General features: G+C 71.4%; 15 protein-coding genes and 1 riboswitch. Of the genes, 11 read left to right on the top strand and 4 right to left on the bottom strand.

What is annotated here, in order from left to right; translation table 11 throughout:
• Positions 1–315: 315 nt before the first annotated feature.
• A complete protein-coding gene (locus ACF09J_RS29670; protein WP_392308532.1) occupies positions 316–1,197 on the bottom strand; it encodes a GNAT family N-acetyltransferase in 882 nt (293 codons plus the stop codon).
• A 408-nt stretch (positions 1,198–1,605) separates the two neighbouring features.
• Here ACF09J_RS29670 and ACF09J_RS29675 point away from each other — a divergent pair, with 408 nt between their 5' ends.
• The 3 genes from ACF09J_RS29675 to ACF09J_RS29685 all read left to right on the top strand — a co-directional run bounded on the left by ACF09J_RS29675 (position 1,606) and on the right by ACF09J_RS29685 (position 4,900).
• Complete coding sequence (locus ACF09J_RS29675; protein ID WP_392308533.1) at positions 1,606–2,814, top strand: NAD(P)/FAD-dependent oxidoreductase; 1,209 nt, start codon at positions 1,606–1,608, stop codon at positions 2,812–2,814.
• Positions 2,815–2,906: 92 nt separating this feature from the next.
• Complete coding sequence (locus tag ACF09J_RS29680; RefSeq protein WP_392308534.1) at positions 2,907–3,803, top strand: RNA polymerase sigma-70 factor; 897 nt, start codon at positions 2,907–2,909, stop codon at positions 3,801–3,803.
• Between the two features lie 374 nt (positions 3,804–4,177).
• Positions 4,178–4,900: a lysophospholipid acyltransferase family protein gene (locus tag ACF09J_RS29685; protein ID WP_392308535.1), complete on the top strand. Its 723-nt coding sequence runs from the start codon at positions 4,178–4,180 to the stop codon at positions 4,898–4,900.
• Between the two features lie 89 nt (positions 4,901–4,989).
• On the opposite strand, the gene ACF09J_RS29690 is transcribed toward ACF09J_RS29685, so the two are convergent.
• Positions 4,990–6,579, bottom strand: a complete 1,590-nt coding sequence (locus tag ACF09J_RS29690) for an alpha/beta hydrolase (protein WP_392308536.1) — start codon at positions 6,577–6,579, stop codon at positions 4,990–4,992.
• A 1,185-nt stretch (positions 6,580–7,764) separates the two neighbouring features.
• Positions 7,765–7,978: riboswitch (cyclic di-AMP (ydaO/yuaA leader) on the top strand.
• 3 nt (positions 7,979–7,981) lie between these two features.
• On the opposite strand from ACF09J_RS29690, the gene ACF09J_RS29695 reads away from it, so the two are divergent.
• Complete coding sequence (locus ACF09J_RS29695; protein ID WP_392308537.1) at positions 7,982–8,455, top strand: C40 family peptidase; 474 nt, start codon at positions 7,982–7,984, stop codon at positions 8,453–8,455.
• 53 nt (positions 8,456–8,508) lie between these two features.
• Here the strand turns inward: ACF09J_RS29695 and ACF09J_RS29700 are convergent, their stop codons facing one another.
• Complete coding sequence (locus ACF09J_RS29700; RefSeq protein ID WP_392308538.1) at positions 8,509–8,964, bottom strand: ATP-binding protein; 456 nt, start codon at positions 8,962–8,964, stop codon at positions 8,509–8,511.
• A 227-nt stretch (positions 8,965–9,191) separates the two neighbouring features.
• Here ACF09J_RS29700 and ACF09J_RS29705 point away from each other — a divergent pair, with 227 nt between their 5' ends.
• Both ACF09J_RS29705 and ACF09J_RS29710 read left to right on the top strand, forming a co-directional pair.
• A complete protein-coding gene (locus tag ACF09J_RS29705) occupies positions 9,192–10,076 on the top strand; it encodes a helix-turn-helix domain-containing protein (RefSeq protein WP_392308539.1) in 885 nt (294 codons plus the stop codon).
• A gap of 9 nt (positions 10,077–10,085) precedes the next feature.
• Positions 10,086–10,316 carry a DUF397 domain-containing protein gene (locus ACF09J_RS29710; protein WP_392308540.1) on the top strand — a complete coding sequence of 77 codons (231 nt, stop codon included), beginning with the start codon at positions 10,086–10,088 and terminating at the stop codon, positions 10,314–10,316.
• 53 nt (positions 10,317–10,369) lie between these two features.
• On the opposite strand, the gene ACF09J_RS29715 is transcribed toward ACF09J_RS29710, so the two are convergent.
• Positions 10,370–11,497 carry an 8-amino-7-oxononanoate synthase gene (locus tag ACF09J_RS29715; RefSeq protein WP_392308541.1) on the bottom strand — a complete coding sequence of 376 codons (1,128 nt, stop codon included), beginning with the start codon at positions 11,495–11,497 and terminating at the stop codon, positions 10,370–10,372.
• A gap of 148 nt (positions 11,498–11,645) precedes the next feature.
• Here ACF09J_RS29715 and bioB point away from each other — a divergent pair, with 148 nt between their 5' ends.
• The 5 genes from bioB to ACF09J_RS29740 all read left to right on the top strand — a co-directional run bounded on the left by bioB (position 11,646) and on the right by ACF09J_RS29740 (position 16,820).
• Positions 11,646–12,917 carry a biotin synthase BioB gene (bioB, locus tag ACF09J_RS29720; RefSeq protein WP_392308542.1) on the top strand — a complete coding sequence of 424 codons (1,272 nt, stop codon included), beginning with the start codon at positions 11,646–11,648 and terminating at the stop codon, positions 12,915–12,917.
• Complete coding sequence (locus ACF09J_RS29725; protein ID WP_392308543.1) at positions 12,910–14,208, top strand: adenosylmethionine--8-amino-7-oxononanoate transaminase; 1,299 nt, start codon at positions 12,910–12,912, stop codon at positions 14,206–14,208. The genes bioB and ACF09J_RS29725 overlap by 8 nt, the downstream gene beginning before the upstream one ends.
• A gap of 1 nt (position 14,209) precedes the next feature.
• Positions 14,210–14,947, top strand: coding sequence for a dethiobiotin synthase (bioD, locus tag ACF09J_RS29730; RefSeq protein WP_392308544.1), 738 nt, complete (start codon positions 14,210–14,212; stop codon positions 14,945–14,947).
• A 112-nt stretch (positions 14,948–15,059) separates the two neighbouring features.
• Positions 15,060–15,767 carry a class I SAM-dependent methyltransferase gene (locus ACF09J_RS29735; protein WP_392308545.1) on the top strand — a complete coding sequence of 236 codons (708 nt, stop codon included), beginning with the start codon at positions 15,060–15,062 and terminating at the stop codon, positions 15,765–15,767.
• A gap of 213 nt (positions 15,768–15,980) precedes the next feature.
• Positions 15,981–16,820 (top strand): ABC transporter ATP-binding protein, encoded by an 840-nt coding sequence (locus ACF09J_RS29740; protein ID WP_392308546.1) that lies wholly within the window; start codon positions 15,981–15,983, stop codon positions 16,818–16,820.

The following is a 16,820-nucleotide window of genomic DNA, read 5'->3' on the forward strand; positions in this document are numbered from 1 at the left end:
CGAACGCCACAAGGTCACCAACACCGCCACCGTCACAGGAGGGGGCGACACCACCACCCACACCACCACCGACCGCAGCGGTGTGCAAGTCGGCTTGGTCGTGGAGGTGTGCGAGGGGCTCGTACTTCGCCTGTCAGGCGTGGGAGGCGAAGTAGTCGCGCAGGGCGTGGTCTTCGGTGAGGTAGCGGCTGACCTGACGGCCGCTTTCGCCTGCTGCGGCGGCAACGCCGGCGGGCCGTCCGCGCTGTGGAGCGCTGGCGGCCCGCGGTTTGTGTCGGTTGGGTCAGCGAGGCGTCTGGGCCTGTCCCTTCGCCGCTAAAGGTCGAGTCGGTACTGGTGTGTCGTGTGTGTGGGTGTGTAACCGAGGCTGTCGTTGATCTGTTTCATGTGCATGTTGCTGTCGGCCGTGTCGGTCAGGAGGCCACCGAGGCCCGGATAGCGCCCATGGGCCTGTCGGATCGACTCGGCCTTCATCCATCGGCCGAGGCCGTGTCCACGGTGCTCGGGCAGCACGCCGGTGCCGTAGTGCTGGCCATCACCTGCGCCGTTGCCGGGGATGACGAGTTCGGTGAATCCGGCGATCGAGCCGGTGGAGGCGTCGATGGCGACGACGGTGTGCAACTGGTCGCCGCGCTCTTCGACGGCCTTCGCCGCGGCCCGGACGCGGTCCACGTCCCAGGTCACGGACCCGTAGTCGGTGTCGTCCATGGGCATGTCGTCCATGGCGTGACGTGAGGCGGCGAACGTCTGGGCCAGGCCGTCGGGGACGGCTCCCTGCCATGACACCAGCCGGTAGCCGGGATGCGGACGCTCAATGAGCTCGGCCAGGGCGGCGGTGTCCACATCGGCCAGCGGCAAGCGGAAGAACCCCAAGGTGAGGACCTTACGAAAACCGCGCGCCGCCAGGAAGCGGTCGCTCGGCGATCCGGCCTCGGCCTGCGCGACAACGCAGCGTCGGGCATTGTCCCGGGCGGTGGCCACGGCGGCATCGAGGAGCCGGGATCCGACGCGCTTGCGCCGCTCCGCGGGATGGACACCGAGGGTCAGTTCGGCCAGGTGCTCCTGGCCAGGATCGGTGAACAGCCGCAGAAAGGCCGTCCCGACAGGGATGGAATCGGCGTCGGACGCGAGCCATGCAAGACGCCGGCTGTGCGGCCCGTGAGTGAGGTCGGTCAGTGGGGTGATGCGAAGCGACAAGGCGTCTCCGTCGTGAGGAGGTGGCAAAGGTGGGTACGCGGGCTCAACTGCTGGGCACTCCTGCGCATGTGCTCCACACCTCCTCGTCGACAGCGCCGGTCCGGAACAACGCGGACGGCTGGAAAAATCTAGCCTGCCCACCAGTGCCTCGGCAAAGGGTTGACGAACAACTGGTGCGAAGCGTGTGGCCACAGCCACTCATTGAGGGCCACGACCAGCGCGGTTGCCTCACGGCGGACCGCCAGCTCGATGCCCGCCGCACTCGGCCCGGCGTCGGCCGGTGGCGGTCGACCTGACTGCGGTCACAGCCCCAGCCGAGCTCCAGTGAAGTGATCTGACTCACACCCTGTCACAGCGACCTGAGACGCGGTGTCTTGAGGCCGAACACCTGGAAACGGAGGAGGCACAGTGCCTGGGAACACGCATGTGGTGGTGATCGGTGGCGGATACGCGGGCGTGATGGCCGCGAACCGGCTGACGCTGCGCGACGACGTGACCGTGACGCTGATCAACCCGCGCCCGGACTTTGTCCACCGGGTCCGCCTGCACCAGCTGGTGGGCGGGTCCGACGACGCGGTCGTCGCCTACCAGCACGTCCTGTCCGAGGGCGTCCGACTGATGGTCGACACGGTGACACGGATCGACGCGGCCGAGCGCAGCGTCACGCCGGCGGCCGGCGGCACGCTCGACTACGAGTACCTGATCTACGCCGTGGGCAGTGGCAGCGCCGAACTGAGCGTGCCAGGCGCGGCTGAGTTCGCCTACCCGATGGCCACCCTGGAGGCGGCACAGCGGCTGCGCCCTGTCATCGACGCCGCTCCCGCGACGGCCCCGGTGACGGTGGTCGGTGCCGGTCCCACCGGCATCGAGACCGCCGCCGAGCTGGCGGAGCAGGGCCGCCGGGTGACCCTGGTCTGCGGCGGCGTTCTCGGCCCGTACCTGCACACCCGGGGCCGGCGCTCGGTTGCTAAGCGGCTGGCCGAGCTCGGCGTGACGGTCATCGACGGCTCCGACGCGAGAGTGACGGCGGTGACCCGCGACGCCGTGCGGCTCGCCGACGGCCGTGACCTGCCCAGCGAGGTCACCGTCTGGACCGCCGGCTTCGGCGTCCCTGACCTGGCCGCCCGCAGCGGGCTGAGCACCGACGTCGTAGGCCGCCTGCTCACGGACGAGACGCTGACAAGCGTGGACGACGCGCGCATCGTAGCGGCCGGGGACTCGGCGGCACCGTCCGGTCTGCCGCTGCGGATGAGTTGCCTGAACGCAATGCCGCTGGGCGCGCGGGCTGCCGACACCGTGCTCAGCCGACTCGCGGGTGAGCAGCCGGGGGACCTCCACCAGTCGTTCTACGCCCAGTGCGTCAGCCTGGGCCGAAGCGCGGGCGTCTACCAGTTCGCCAACAGGTCCGACGTCGCGGTGTGGCTGCACATCGCCGACGGCCTGGGCGCCAGGATCAAGGAATTGGTCTGCAAGGGCATCCCCGAGCACCTGGCCGAAGAGGCGCACAAACCCGGTTCGTTCAGCCTGCACCGCGTCCCGGGAGGTCTGTCCAAGCGCCGGCAACTGCTGCGCGCCAAGCGCGCCGAGGCACCGGCCGCCGCCGACCGGGCGGCCTGACCGGTGCGTGCTGCGAGGATGCTGCTGTGGACGCGCACGAACGCGGTCGACCGCCAGGGCCGACCGCGAAGGGCGAAGAGAAGGGACGAGGGATGAGCGACGACGCCACCGACCCGGCGACCGAGGCGTTCCTCGCCCACCGCAACCTGCTGTTCACCGTCGCCTACGAGATGCTCGGATCGGCGGCCGACGCCGAAGACGTCCTCCAGGAGACCTGGCTGCGATGGGCCGAGGCCGACCAGGGGCAGGTGCGCGACCAGCGCGCCTACCTGGTCCGGATCACCACCCGCCAGGCGCTCAACCGGCTGCGCACCATGAAGCGCCGCCGGGAGGCATACGTCGGCCCCTGGCTGCCCGAGCCACTGCTCACCGCGCCGGACGTGGCCGAGGACGTCGAACTCGCCGAGAGCGTGTCCATGGCGCTGTTGCTCGTCCTCGAGACGCTGTCACCGACCGAGCGCGCCGTCTTCGTGCTGCGCGAGGTCTTCGACATCGGCTACGACGAGATCGCGGCCGCCGTCGACAAGAACCCCGCGGCCGTCCGCCAGATCGCCCACCGCGCCCGCCGGCACGTCGATTCCCGCCGCCCCCGCCGGATGGTCTCCTCGAACGAGGGCCAGGCGGTCCTGAAGTCATTCCAACGCGCGATCGAAACCGGGGACCCCCAGGCCCTTCTTGAGGTCCTCGCCCCCGAAGTCGTCCTGATGAGCGACGGTGGCGGCATCAAACACGCCGCGCTGCGGCCGGTCACCGGCGCCGAGCGGGTGGCCCGCATGTTCGCCGGCGGCATCGGCAAGCTCGAAGGAACGCCCACCGTCGAACCGACCGTGGTCAACGGCAACCCGGCACTCCTCGTCCGCCTGGACGGCGAGTTCGACGGCGTCATGGCGATCCGTGTCGAGGACGCCCGCATCACCGGCCTCTACTACGTCCGCAACCCGGAGAAACTGTCCCACGTCGCATCCGCGACCCCGCTCACCCTGCGCTGAACACCACGCCGCGCCGTGAACTGCCCGCCGCCGGGCCGTGCAGTTCTGGGCAGCTCGGCGGGCAGGCGGCAGCCGACCCGGCACACTGCGTCTCGGCAGGGGCAGCCAGCGGCCAGGATACGGACCATTCCGGAGGTAACCGCCGCCCACTCCTATCGCAGCCATGACGATTTCGCTACTTGAACTCCGTCCGAGCTCTATGTCTCCAGCAGACGATGAATCTCATACTGGACGAGTCAGCAAGTGGTCAGCATGAGCTGGGTCGAACGCGGTTACAGATGACTACGGATGCACGTGGGTCAATTCCCGGGATCATGGCTTTGACCTCTCAAAACACCGGCCTGAAGCGGACCTGGTAGATCGAAGGGCGAGCCGTGTTCTACTACCTGCTCAAATACGTTCTGCTGGGACCGCTGCTCAGACTGGTCTTCCGGCCGCGTATCGAAGGGCTGGAGCACGTGCCGGCCTCGGGTGCGGCCATCGTCGCGGGCAACCACCTCTCCTTCTCGGACCACTTCGTGATGCCCGCGATCCTCAAACGGCGGATCACCTTCCTGGCCAAGGCCGAGTACTTCACGGGCCCGGGCATCAAGGGCCGGCTCACCGCGGCCTTCTTCCGCAGCGCGGGACAGATCCCGGTCGACCGGTCGGGCAAGGAGGCAGGGCAGGCCGCGATCCGGGAGGGGCTCGGGGTGCTGCGCAAGGGCGAGCTGCTCGGCATCTACCCGGAGGGCACCCGGTCGCACGACGGCCGCCTGTACAAGGGCAAGGTCGGCGTCGCGGTCATGGCGCTCAAGGCCGGGGTGCCGGTCGTCCCGTGCGCGATGATCGGCACGTTCGAGGCCCAGCCGCCCGGGAAGGTCGTCCCGCGCCCGCACCCGATCGTGATCCGCTTCGGCAAGCCGCTGGACTTCTCCCGCTACGCGGGCATGGAGAACGAGAAGGCGATCCTGCGGGCCGCCACCGACGAGATCATGTACGCCATCCTGACTCTGTCCGAGCAGGAGTACGTCGACCAGTACGCGGCCGTGGCCAAGGCGGAGCAGGCCGAGGCGAAGGGCGACCGGCGCAGGTTCCCGCGCGCGCCCCTCGGTTGACGCCTGTGGGCTTGCGCCGCTGGGCACACCGAACGCGAGAGAGGGGGGGCCGGGCTTCCCGGCCGCCCCTCGTCACCCGATGCCGGGCCTTACGGCTTCGGCGTGGCGTGCGGTGCGCAGGTCACGTCGGCCGAGTCGGTCTTCCCGGTGAGCAGGTAGGTGTCCACCCGGTCGTTGACGCACGGGTTGGCCAGGCCGGTGACACCGTGGGAGCCCGCGTCCTTCTCGGTGATCAGACGGGAGTCCTTGAACCGCTTGTGCAGCTCGACGGCGCCCGCGTACGGCGTGGCGGCGTCCCGCGTGGACTGCACGATCAGCACCGACGGCAGACCCTTGCCGGTCTTGACGTCCACCGGGTTCTGCTGCTTGACGGGCCAGGTGGCGCACGGCAGGTTCATCCACGCGTTGGCCCAGGTCATGAACGGGGCCGTCTTGTGGAGCCGCGTGTTGTCCCGGTCCCACGTCTGCCAGTTGGTGGGCCACTTGGCGTCGGTGCACTCCACGGCCGTGTAGACGGCGTTGCCGTTCTCCGAGGAGATGTTGCCCGCGATGTCGGACAGGTCCGGGGCGGCGGCGTCGACCAGCGCCTGGGTGTCACCGGCGACGTACTTGCTGAACACCCTCGCCACCGGCGCCCACGACGAGTCGTAGTACGGCGCGCTCTGGAAGAAGGAGATCAGCTCGTTCGGGCCGACGACCCCGCCGATGGGGCTCTTCTTGGCGGTGGCGCGCAGCTTCAGCCACTGCTCCTGGACGGCGTCGCGGGTGGCGCCCAGGTGGTAGGTGGCGTCGTTCGCGGCGACCCAGTCCTGCCAGTCCTTCCAGCGGCCCTCGAAGGCGACGTCCTGGTTCAGGTTGGCCTGGTACCAGATGTTCTCGCGGGCCGGGTTGACGACGCTGTCGACGACCATCCGGCGCACGTGGCCCGGGAACATCGTGCCGTAGACGGCGCCGAGGTAGGTGCCGTAGGAGACGCCGAGGAAGTTGAGCTTCTGCTCGCCGAGCGCGGCGCGGATGACGTCCAGGTCGCGCACGGTGTTCGGGGTGGTCATCTGCTGGAGCATGGCGCGGCCGGTGCGCTGGAGGCAGCCCTGCGCGTACTCGCGGGCCAGCTTGCGCTGGATGCTCTTGTCGCCCTCGGAGCCGGGCACCGGGTCCAGCTTGGACCCCTCGGCGAACTTCTGCGGGTCGGCGCAGGAGATGGCCGCCGAGTGGCCGACACCGCGCGGGTCGAAGCCGACGAAGTCGTAGGCCTTCGCCACGTTGGCCCAGATGGCGTTCTTTCCGGTGACCCGGGTCGGGAAGCGCAGGCCCGAACCGCCGGGGCCGCCCGGGTTGTAGACGAGGGCGCCCTGGCGCTCCTCCTTGGTGCCGGTGTTGCCGGCGCGGTCGACGGCCAGCTTGATCTGCTTGCCGTAGGGGTCGGCGTAGTCGAGCGGCACCGAGACGTAACCGCACTGGATGGGCTTGGCCAGCCCCCAGTCGGCGGGGCAGTCCTGCCAGTCGATGCCGGCCTTCGCGGCCCGCTCCGCGGCGATCGCCGCGCCGCGGGTCTCGCGGTCCTGGCCCTGGCCGTTGTTCGCACCGGCCGCGGGCGTCGCCACCGCGCCGGCTATCAGGGTCGCCGTGACCAGCGCACCGGCCGAACCGAGCGCCAGCACCCGGTTCCTGGGTCTCATGTCCCTCAAGGGGGGACCTCCCCGTACGTCGTTGCGAATTGGGTACGGGGATCCTTGCTGCTGTGAGGTCCCTGAGAACAGGGGGCGTTGACCTTCTTTGCCAATCCGATAAGCGGCGCGACGTGTCCCGCTGAGCGGAACCCCGAGCGGCTCGACGGGAACCGGAAGGCCGGCGACGGCACGCACGGAAGGGACGGGGAGTCGGCGGGCGGCCCCCACGAAAGGGGTCAAAAACCCAGCAAGCGGGCCAACCTGAGAGGCCTGAAGGCCAGCAGGCGGGCCACGCGGCCGAGGCTGCGCGGGCCGGCCTGGAGCGGTGGTCGGCGCCGGAGACGCCAGAAGCCGCCGCATATGGGCCGGTTGGCCGGAACGCCCAAAATCACACGGCAATGCCCACTTCACCGGACGCGGGACGATCCACCGGACCCCGCACCACACCCGGACAGCGCCGATCGGCCGCCGCCCGGAGACGACCGGGCACCCGGGCCGTCAGGGGCACCCGCCGGGCCCGGGTCGGCGGGGAACCGGAACCCCGGCGGCCGGATGGCGGTGCGGGGCCGGAAGCCCCAGCGGCGGTCCGCGCGGCAGGCGCGGGCCGGCCCGAAGCGGCAGCCGGCGCCGGAGACGCCAGAAGCCGCCACATATGGGCCGGTTGGCCGGTACATCCCGAATCGCACGGCAATGCCCACCTCGCCGGACGCGGGACGATCCACCGGACCCACCCCGCACCCTGGCAGAGCCGATCGGCCGCTGTCCGGAGGCCGCCGGGCGCCCGGCCCCCGTGGGTGCCGGACGGTGAGTCGCGCGCCGTGCGCTTCACCCAGCCGCCAAACTGCGGAAGTTGACGTCGTCCACACCGGGGGCGCGGCGGGCGCGGGAGGCGGCGCGCCGGGACAAGCGACACGGAATGTCCCCGAATGACCGACCCCCTTTCGGTGTAGGTTCAGGTCCCTTTTCGGGACCGCCACAGTTGCGCAGCCCGCCTCCCCGAATGGCGGCACGAGGCGTTCCGGTGCTGGTCCGGGGGTCGTCGGGTGAGGGGGCATCCGTTCGATCGTGAGGGTGTCCACCCGAACGGGCGCGTGGTGAGTAACAACACAAACACTCGCTTCCGTTGGGATTTTCGGACATCCGTGGGTGAAGATCCCTGTCTGACGACAAGCCCCCGCCACAACGGCGGGGCGGTCCGGGCGGACGCCGAGTCCTGCCGCCGCCCGGATGACCGGTCGACAGGAGTGGATCGGCAGGAGTGGAGGACCCAAGCACGACGGGTCGCCGGAACGGTCGCACCATGACCGGACCGAGCAGCCCTTGGGGTGAAGCCGCGGCAACGCGGCCGGGCAACTTCGCCAGCCCGAATCCGACAGGTCATCCTTCACAGGCGGCTGACGAAGGGTTGCGCATGACTGCGCTCAATCGCGTCCCGTCGCTGATGGCCCGGGCCGGCACGGCCTCGGCCCTGACCCTGGCCGCCGTGGGCGGCTCGATCGTCGTGCCGGGTGTGGCCTCCGAGGCCTCGGCCGTCACGATGGCGTCCAAGGCGCTGCAGATCGCCGCGTCCAAGAAGGGGTCGCCCTACCAGTGGGGCGCCACGGGGCCGCGGAGGTTCGACTGCTCCGGGCTCACGCTGTACTCGTTCAAGAGGGCGGGCAAGAAACTGCCCCGCACGGCCGCGCAGCAGTACAACAACAGCCGGCACATCTCCGCGAGCAGCCGCCGGGCCGGGGACCTGGTGTTCTTCCACTCGGGCTCGTACGTGTACCACGTCGGCATCTACGCCGGCTCGGGCAAGATCTGGCACGCCCCGAAGACCGGGGACGTGGTGAAGCTCCAGAAGATCTGGACGAAGAGCGTCTGGTACGGCCGGGTCCGCTGACCCGGCCGCGGTGCGGGGCGGTGGCGGCGCTGCGACGCCGTCACCCCACGTTCCTACGGTTCCTGGCCCGCGGCCGTCACGGGCCGGGCAGGAGCCGTCCACGGAAGTTCGATGCAGACCGTCTTGCCGCCCTCCCGGGTCGGCCGCACGGTCAGTCTGCCGCCGCACTCCGCGGTGAGCCACCGGATGATCACCATGCCCCGGCCGTTGTCCTGCTGGACGGCGGCCGGCAGCCGTTTGGGGAACCGGGGGTGGCTGTCGGTGACCCCGATGCACAGCCGTTCGTCACGCACGAGGACGAGGTCCACCGTGAAGGTGGGTGACTGCCCGAAAGTGTGCTGTACGGCGTTGGTGGCGAGTTCGGAGACGATGAGCCGCACCGTCTCGGCGGTGTCCGTGGCCGGCGGCAGGCCCCACTCCGCGAGCGTGCCCGCCACATAGGCACGGGCCGCGCAGACCGAGGCGGGATCGCTCGGCAGAGTGACGGATGCTTCCAGATGGTCTGCCATGGCGACGTCGTCCCTTTCCCACGGGACCGGAGTCCGACACTGAGCGGATGGTTCGAGTACGGTCCCGCACTGGTGCTTCGCCGTCAGACTGCCACCAGTCCTGCCGTCTCGGTGGCGATCCACCAAGATATGCATATATCTGTCGCTCGATGCGGTGAACTCTGCGACGGAAGACCGTATGTGAAGCGGGTCGCGTGGAGCGTTCAGACGGAGCGAGGGAGTAGCCCATGCAGCACGGTCCCGCGGTGCGCCGCAGGAAACTGGGCGCCGAACTGCGCGCGCTGCGCACCGGCGCGGGTCTCACCAGCGGTGAGGCGGCCGGCCTGGTCGGCTGGCACCAGTCGAAGGTCAGCCGGATCGAAACCGGCACCAGTGGGGTGAAACCGGCCGATGTGCGCTCCCTCCTGGACGCGTACGCGGTCCACGACTCCCAGCTGCGCGAGTTGCTCCTGGTCCTCGCGGGACTGGACGACGGCGACGGCCGGCACCACTGGTGGCACGCCTACCGCGGGGTACTGCCGCCGACCTACCGGGACTTCATCAGCCTGGAGTCGCAGGCGAGCGGGATGCGCACCCTGGAGACCTCGGTCGTCCCCGGACTGCTGCAGACGCCCGAGTACGCCCGCGCGGTCACCCGGGCCGCCGTGGACGGGCTCGACGAGGACCGGCTGGACGCGCTGGTGGAGGTGCGGCTGGCCCGCCAGGACGTGCTCCGCGCGCAGCCGCCGCTGGAGCTGGACGCGGTGCTCGACGAGGCGGTGCTGCGCCGCGAGGTGGGCGGCCCGGAGATCATGCGGCGGCAGCTGGAGCGGCTGACGGAGGCGGCCCGGCTGCCGCAGGTACGGCTCCAGGTGCTGCCGTTCGCCGCCGGCGCGCACATCGGCATCACCGGTCCTTTCGTAATCTTCTCATTTTCGAACACTTCTGATCTGAACGTGGTGGTTCTCGACCACCTGACGAGTAGCCTCCATCTCGAGCGGAAAGAAGACCTAGAGGCCTACACGGAGGCCTTCGACACCCTGCGGATCCACGCCCTCTCGCCCGAGGACTCGTTGGACTTCATCGCCGGGATACGCCAGGACCCTGACGGCGCTCCACCACGTACCGCCTAAGGAGGCACCATGTCCGCTCTGCCTCGGCACGTATCTTCCAGCACCGATCTGCACGGCGTGCGCTGGCTGCGGAGCAGCTACAGCACGGGAGCCAACAACTGCGTCGAGACGGCCCGGCCCGCCACGGGACCGTGGTCCGGGCTGCTCGCCGTGCGCGACTCCAAGGCCCCGGCCGCGCCGGCCCTGCTCTTCTCCCCCGCGAGCTGGGCCCGTTTCACGGCTGCGGCGCACCGCGTCTGACGCACCATCCGGTCATATCCGCCCCCGGTGACGTCCGGCCGTGTCACGCCGACTCATGGCCGTGCCTCACCGATCACCCGTACAGCGCGTTCGATCTGCGCCCCGGAGAGGTCCGCGCGGGCGGTCAGCCTCAGCCGTGAGATGCCGTCGGGCACGGAAGGAGGACGGAAACAGCCCACGGCGAGGCCGGCCGCCCGGCAGTCGGCCGCCCACCGCACGGCCCGCTCCGGGGACGGCGCGCGCACCGAGACCACCGCGGCGTCCGGACGTACCGCTTCCAGACCCGCGGCGGTCAGGCGTGCGTGGAGTTCGGCCGCCACCGCTCGCGCGCGTGCCGCCCGCTCCGGCTCGCGGCGCAGCAGCCGCAGCGCCGCCAGGGCCGCGCCCGCGGCCGCGGGGGCGAGGCCGGTGTCGAAGATGAACGTCCGGGCCGCGTTGACCAGGTGGTCGATCACCCGCGCGGGTCCGAGGACGACTCCGCCCTGGCTGCCGAGCGACTTCGAGAGCGTGGCCGTGACGACCACGTCGCCGGCGCCCGCCAGTCCCGCTGCGTGCGCGGCGCCGCGGCCGCCGGCGCCCAGGACGCCCAGCCCGTGGGCGTCGTCGACGAGGAGGCCCGCGCCGCGCTCCCGGCAGACCGCGGCGAACTCCGCCAGCGGGGCCGCGTCGCCGTCGACCGAGAACACCGTGTCCGACACGAGCACGGCCGGGCCCTCGTGCGTGCCGAGCGCCTTGCGCACCGCGTCCGGGTCGGCGTGCGCGACGACCTGTGTCGTGCCCCGGGCCAGCCGGCAGCCGTCGATGAGGGAGGCGTGGTTGCCCGCGTCGGAGACGACGAGCGATCCGTGCGGCGCGAGCGCGGTGACCGCGGCCAGGTTCGCGGCGTATCCGGAGGAGAAGACCAGCGCCGCCTCGAAGCCGCAGAAACCGGACAGTTCGCGTTCCAGTTCGGCGTGCAGTTCGGTGGTTCCGGTGACCAGCCGGGAGCCGGTCGAGCCGCCGCCCCAGGTGCGCGCGGCGGCCGCCGCCCCCTCGGTCACCTCCGGATGACGGGCGAGCCCCAGGTAGTCGTTGCCCGCGAGGTCGAGCAGCGGCGAGTCGGCGGGGCGGGGCCGCAGGGTCCGCACGAGCCCGGCCCGGCGGCGTGCGTCCGCCCGCTCCTCGATCCAGCCGAACGCCATGGGTCCTCCGGGGCATTTGTAGGCAGTCCACAGACCCTAACGGCAGCGCTTGCCGCCCATGATGTGGCAATACCCACATGTCGATCGGTCCGTCATTGTGCGAGGTCTCCTTGGCCGCGGACCGGGCCGTAGGAAAGGATCAGCTCTTATGGACCTGCTGAACACGCTGGTGGACAAGGGACTTCGGCGCGAGTCGCCGACCCGCGAGGAAGCTCTGGCCGTGCTGGCCACCTCGGACGACGACCTGCTGGATGTGGTGGCCGCGGCCGGGAAGGTGCGCCGCCACTGGTTCGGCCGGCGGGTGAAACTCAACTATCTCGTCAACCTCAAGTCCGGTCTGTGCCCCGAGGACTGCTCCTACTGCTCTCAGCGGCTCGGTTCGAAGGCCGGCATCCTCAAGTACACCTGGCTCAAGCCCGACCAGGCCTCCGAGGCCGCCGCGGCCGGGCTGGCGGGCGGCGCCAAACGGGTCTGCCTGGTGGCCAGCGGGCGCGGCCCGACCGACCGTGACGTGGACCGGGTCTCCGACACCATCAAGGCGATCAAGGAGCAGAACGAGGGCGTCGAGGTGTGCGCCTGCCTCGGTCTGCTCTCCGACGGCCAGGCCGAACGGCTGCGCGAGGCCGGGGCCGACGCCTACAACCACAACCTCAACACGTCCGAGGCGACGTACGGCGACATCACCACCACCCACACCTACGCCGACCGGGTGGACACCGTGCACAAGGCGCACGCGGCCGGGCTGTCCGCCTGCTCCGGGCTCATCGCCGGGATGGGCGAGAGCGACGAGGACCTGGTGGACGTGGTCTTCTCGCTGCGCGAGCTGGACCCGGATTCGGTTCCGGTGAACTTCCTGATCCCGTTCGAGGGCACACCGCTCGCCAAGGAGTGGAACCTCACCCCGCAGCGCTGCCTGCGGATCCTGGCGATGGTCCGGTTCGTCTGCCCGGACGTGGAGGTGCGGATCGCGGGCGGCCGGGAGGTGCACCTGCGCACCATGCAGCCCCTCGCGCTGCACCTGGCCAACTCGATCTTCCTCGGCGACTACCTGACCAGCGAGGGACAGGCGGGCAGGGCCGACCTGGAGATGATCGCGGACGCCGGTTTCGAGGTGGAGGGCGCCGACCAGGTGACGCTGCCCGAGCACCGGGTGGCGGCCGGGGGCGGGTGCGGATCGCACGACGGCGCCGGGTGCGGGTCCCAGGAAGATTCGGGATGCGGGTCCCACGAGGGATCGGGTTGCGGGTCGCACGAGGGGCAGGGGTGCGGGTCGCACCGGGGTGGCGGGGTCTGCGGTTCCGCCGCGGCACCGGCCGAAGCACCGGAAACGGCACCGGCCGCGGCCGGCAACGGGCCGCGGCCGGACCTGGTCGCCGTGCGCCGCCGGGGCGCCGGAACGGACCTCGCGCCCAATGCCTGAACCGCGCAACACGCCCGGCCCGAGCGTGCCCGAACTGCTGGAGCTCGACCGGCGGCACGTGTGGCACCCGTACGGACCCATGCCCGGCCGCCAGGAACCGCTCGTCGTGGAGTCGGCGAGCGGGGTGCGGCTGAGGCTCGCGGACGGCTCGGGCGAACTGGTCGACGGCATGTCGTCGTGGTGGGCGGCGATCCACGGCTACAACCACCCGGTGCTGAACGAGGCCGCCCGGGAGCAGCTGGACCGGATGAGCCACGTGATGTTCGGCGGGCTCACGCACGAGCCCGCCGTCCGGCTGGCGAAGCTCCTTGTCGACATGTCACCAGAAGGACTCGAGCATGTGTTCCTCGCCGACTCCGGTTCGGTGTCGGTCGAGGTCGCGGTCAAGATGTGCCTGCAGTACTGGCGTTCGCTCGGCCGCCCGGACAAGCGGAGGCTGCTCACCTGGCGGGGCGGCTACCACGGGGACACCTGGCAGCCGATGTCCGTGTGCGACCCCGAGGGCGGGATGCACGATCTGTGGACCGGTGTGCTGCCGCGTCAGGTCTTCGCGGACGCGCCGCCGGCCGAGTACGAGGAGGCGTACGCCGGCCATCTGCGGGAGACGGTCGAGCGGCACGCAGGTGAACTGGCCGCCGTGATCGTCGAACCGGTGGTGCAGGGCGCGGGCGGGATGCGCTTCCACTCCCCCGCCTATCTGCAGGTGCTGCGCGAGATCTGCGACGCGCACGACGTGCTCCTGGTGTTCGACGAGATCGCGACCGGATTCGGGCGCACCGGCGCCCTGTTCGCGGCGGAGCACGCCGCCGTGACGCCGGACGTGATGTGCGTGGGCAAGGCGCTGACCGGCGGCTATCTGACGATGGCGGCGACGCTGTGCACCGCGCGGGTGGCCGAGGGCATCTCGCGCGGGGAGGTGCCGGTGCTCGCGCACGGCCCGACGTTCATGGCGAACCCGCTGGCGGCGGCCGTGGCCTGCGCGTCGATCGAACTGCTGCTCGGCCAGGACTGGCGTGCGGAGGTCAAGCGGATCGAGGCGGGGCTGCGGGACGGACTGGCTCCGGCGGCGGAGCTGCCGGGTGTGCGGGACGTGCGCGTCATGGGCGCCATCGGAGTGGTCCAGCTCGACCACGCGGTGGACATGGCGGCGGCCACTCGGGCGGCCGTGCGCGAGGGCGTGTGGCTGCGGCCGTTCCGGGACCTGGTGTACACGATGCCGCCGTACGTCACCGGTGACGTGGACGTGGCACGGATCGCGCGCGCGGTGTGCGCGGCGGCGCGGGAGGGTTGAGATGCCGGTCCTGGTGATCACGGGCACGGGCACGGAGGTCGGCAAGACGGTCGCGACGGCCGCCGTCGCCGCGGCGGCCGTGGCGGTCGGGCGGTCGGTGGCCGTGCTGAAGCCCGCGCAGACCGGCGTGGGGCCGGACGAGCGCGGGGACGCCGACGAGGTCGCCCGGCTGGCCGGTGATGTGACGGCGTATGAACTCGCCCGTTATCCGGAGCCGTTGGCGCCCGCGACGGCGGCCCTGCGGGCCGGGCTGGCGCCGGTGCGCCCGCACGAGGTGGCCGAGGCCGCGGCCAAGCTGGCCACCGAGCACGACCTGGTGCTGGTGGAAGGGGCGGGCGGGCTCCTCGTCCGCTTCGACGCGGAGGGCGGCACCCTGGCGGACGCGGCGCGGCTGCTGGGCGCTCCGGTGCTGGTCGTGGCCACGGCGGGCCTGGGGACGCTGAACACCACGGAGCTGACGGCCCGTGAACTGCGTACCCGCGGCCTGGACCTCCTCGGCGTGGTGATCGGCAGTTGGCCCACCGAGCCCGACCTCGCCTGCCGCTGCAACGTCACCGACCTCCCCGAAGCGGCCGGCGCCCCCCTGCTCGGCGCCCTACCCGAGGCCGCCGCCGCCCTGCCGCCGGCCGCCTTCCGCTCGCTGGCCCCGACCTGGCTGGCCCCCCGGCTCGACGGCACGTGGGACGCGGTGGGCTTCACCGCCCGTGAGGCACCCGAGCAGTTCACCCCGGGCACCTGACGGAGACGCCCGGCCGGGCCCGCCGGGCAGCGCGGGGCCCGGTATGGATGGGTGTGCGGCGGGTAGGCACTGAGGACACTCACCGTAGGCCCGTCATGGTCGGGAGGGCGCCATGGTGTTGCGGTCAGGCGGTTCCGGGAAGGCGGCGCGGGACGCCGTCCGGCATCCGGTGTTCGCCCGTTACTACGCCCGGGCCAGCGTGGCCGCGGAGACCGGCATGGGCATGGCCGCGGTGCGCCGGCGGCTGCTGGCCGGGCTGTCCGGTCGGGTGATCGAGATCGGCGCGGGCAACGGGCTGAACTTCGCGCGCTATCCGGACTCGGTCGCGGAGGTCGTCGCAATCGAACCGGAGCGGCTGCTGCGGCGGCGGGCGCTCGACGCCGCGCAGCGCGCCGAGGTCCCGGTCGACGTGGTGCCGGGCTGCGCGGAGGCGCTGCCCGTGAAGAGCGAGGCGTTCGACGCGGTGGTGCTGGCGCTGGTGCTGTGCAGCGTGCGCGACGTGCCGCGCGCGCTCGCCGAGGCGCGGCGGGTGCTGAAGCCCGGCGGCGAGGTGCGGTTCTTCGAGCACGGCAGAGGCGGCGGCCGGGCGATGCACCTCACCCAGCGCGCTCTGGACCTCACGGTGTGGCCGCTGCTGAGCGGTGGCTGCCATCTGGCCCGCGACCCGGTCCCCGCCCTGCGCGACGCCGGGTTCGAGTTGGGCCCCTACCAGCGGATGCTGGTTCCGGAGAAGGGACCGGTCCTGCCGTCCTCGTACTGCGTGCTGGGCACGGCCTGGCGTCCGCTCTCCACGGGCCCAGGTGAGCGGCCGATCACCTGATCAGCCGATCGGACGACTACTTGTGCCGCCTCGGTACCGGCGCGGGTAGAGGGCGCTGCGTTCATGCCCCTTACACGGTTGTCGGGGTCCCGGGACGTGCGCTCGGCCCAACGACGGATACCGGCTGTGGGCCCGGTCACATTACGCTCGGCTGGGGACGAAACTGTCACGAGCCAGGACGTAACGGGTCGCAGGACCCCCGAGGAGGCCCCCGTGTCCACATCTGCTGCGCCGTCGGGCCGGGCGTCGGCCGACGGGATCGCGGCCCGCGCCCGCGGGCTGACCAAGGCGTACGGATCGGGCGAGACCGGCGTGCTCGCGCTGGACTCGGTGGACGTCGACATCCAGCGCGGTCGTTTCACCACGGTCATGGGCCCCTCCGGCTCCGGGAAGTCGACGCTGATGCACTGCCTGGCCGGGCTCGACACCGTCTCGGCCGGTCAGGTCTGGGTCGGCGACACCGAGATCACCGGACTGAAGGACCGCGAACTGACCCGGCTGCGCCGGGACCGGATCGGCTTCATGTTCCAGTCGTTCAACCTCATCCCCACCCTGAACGCGCTGGAGAACATCACGCTGCCGATGGACATCGCGGGCCGCAGGCCCGACGAGAAGTGGCTGGACGAGGTCATCGACTCGCTGGGGCTGCGCAACCGGCTGGGGCACCGTCCGTCCCAGCTCTCCGGCGGCCAGCAGCAGCGCGTGGCCTGCGCGCGGGCCCTGGCCTCCCGCCCGGAGCTGATCTTCGCCGACGAACCGACCGGCAATCTCGACTCGCGGGCCGGTCTCGAGGTGCTGGGCTTCCTGCGCGACGCCGTCGACAGCCTCGGGCAGACCGTCGTCATGGTGACCCACGACCCGAACGCCGCCGCCCATTCCGATCTGGTGCTGTACCTCGCGGACGGCCGGATCGTGGACGCGATGGAGCACCCGACCGCGGAGGCCGTGCTGGAGCGCATGCGCCTGTTCGCCGGAGCGGTCGCTCCCGCCGCCGGTCTCGACGCGGTCCACGGCCGGCTCGGCGGGGACGGCGTCGCCGTCGAGGAGGTCTGA

The organism is Streptomyces sp. NPDC014889, from assembly GCF_043081205.1.
Taxonomy (GTDB): Bacteria; Actinomycetota; Actinomycetes; order Streptomycetales; family Streptomycetaceae; genus Streptomyces.

Excerpts from the sequence above, each read along its gene's own strand:
- ACF09J_RS29680 (WP_392308534.1), top strand. The coding sequence starts at position 2,907 with ATGAGCGACGACGCCACCGACCCGGCGACCGAGGCGTTCCTCGCCCAC.
- ACF09J_RS29710 (WP_392308540.1), top strand. The coding sequence starts at position 10,086 with ATGTCCGCTCTGCCTCGGCACGTATCTTCCAGCACCGATCTGCACGGC.
- bioB (WP_392308542.1), top strand. The coding sequence starts at position 11,646 with ATGGACCTGCTGAACACGCTGGTGGACAAGGGACTTCGGCGCGAGTCG.
- ACF09J_RS29725 (WP_392308543.1), top strand. The coding sequence starts at position 12,910 with ATGCCTGAACCGCGCAACACGCCCGGCCCGAGCGTGCCCGAACTGCTG.
- ACF09J_RS29715 (WP_392308541.1), bottom strand. The coding sequence starts at position 11,497 with ATGGCGTTCGGCTGGATCGAGGAGCGGGCGGACGCACGCCGCCGGGCC.
- ACF09J_RS29695 (WP_392308537.1), top strand. The coding sequence starts at position 7,982 with ATGACTGCGCTCAATCGCGTCCCGTCGCTGATGGCCCGGGCCGGCACG.
- bioD (WP_392308544.1), top strand. The coding sequence starts at position 14,210 with ATGCCGGTCCTGGTGATCACGGGCACGGGCACGGAGGTCGGCAAGACG.
- ACF09J_RS29705 (WP_392308539.1), top strand. The coding sequence starts at position 9,192 with ATGCAGCACGGTCCCGCGGTGCGCCGCAGGAAACTGGGCGCCGAACTG.
- ACF09J_RS29735 (WP_392308545.1), top strand. The coding sequence starts at position 15,060 with ATGGTGTTGCGGTCAGGCGGTTCCGGGAAGGCGGCGCGGGACGCCGTC.
- ACF09J_RS29690 (WP_392308536.1), bottom strand. The coding sequence starts at position 6,579 with ATGAGACCCAGGAACCGGGTGCTGGCGCTCGGTTCGGCCGGTGCGCTG.
- ACF09J_RS29700 (WP_392308538.1), bottom strand. The coding sequence starts at position 8,964 with ATGGCAGACCATCTGGAAGCATCCGTCACTCTGCCGAGCGATCCCGCC.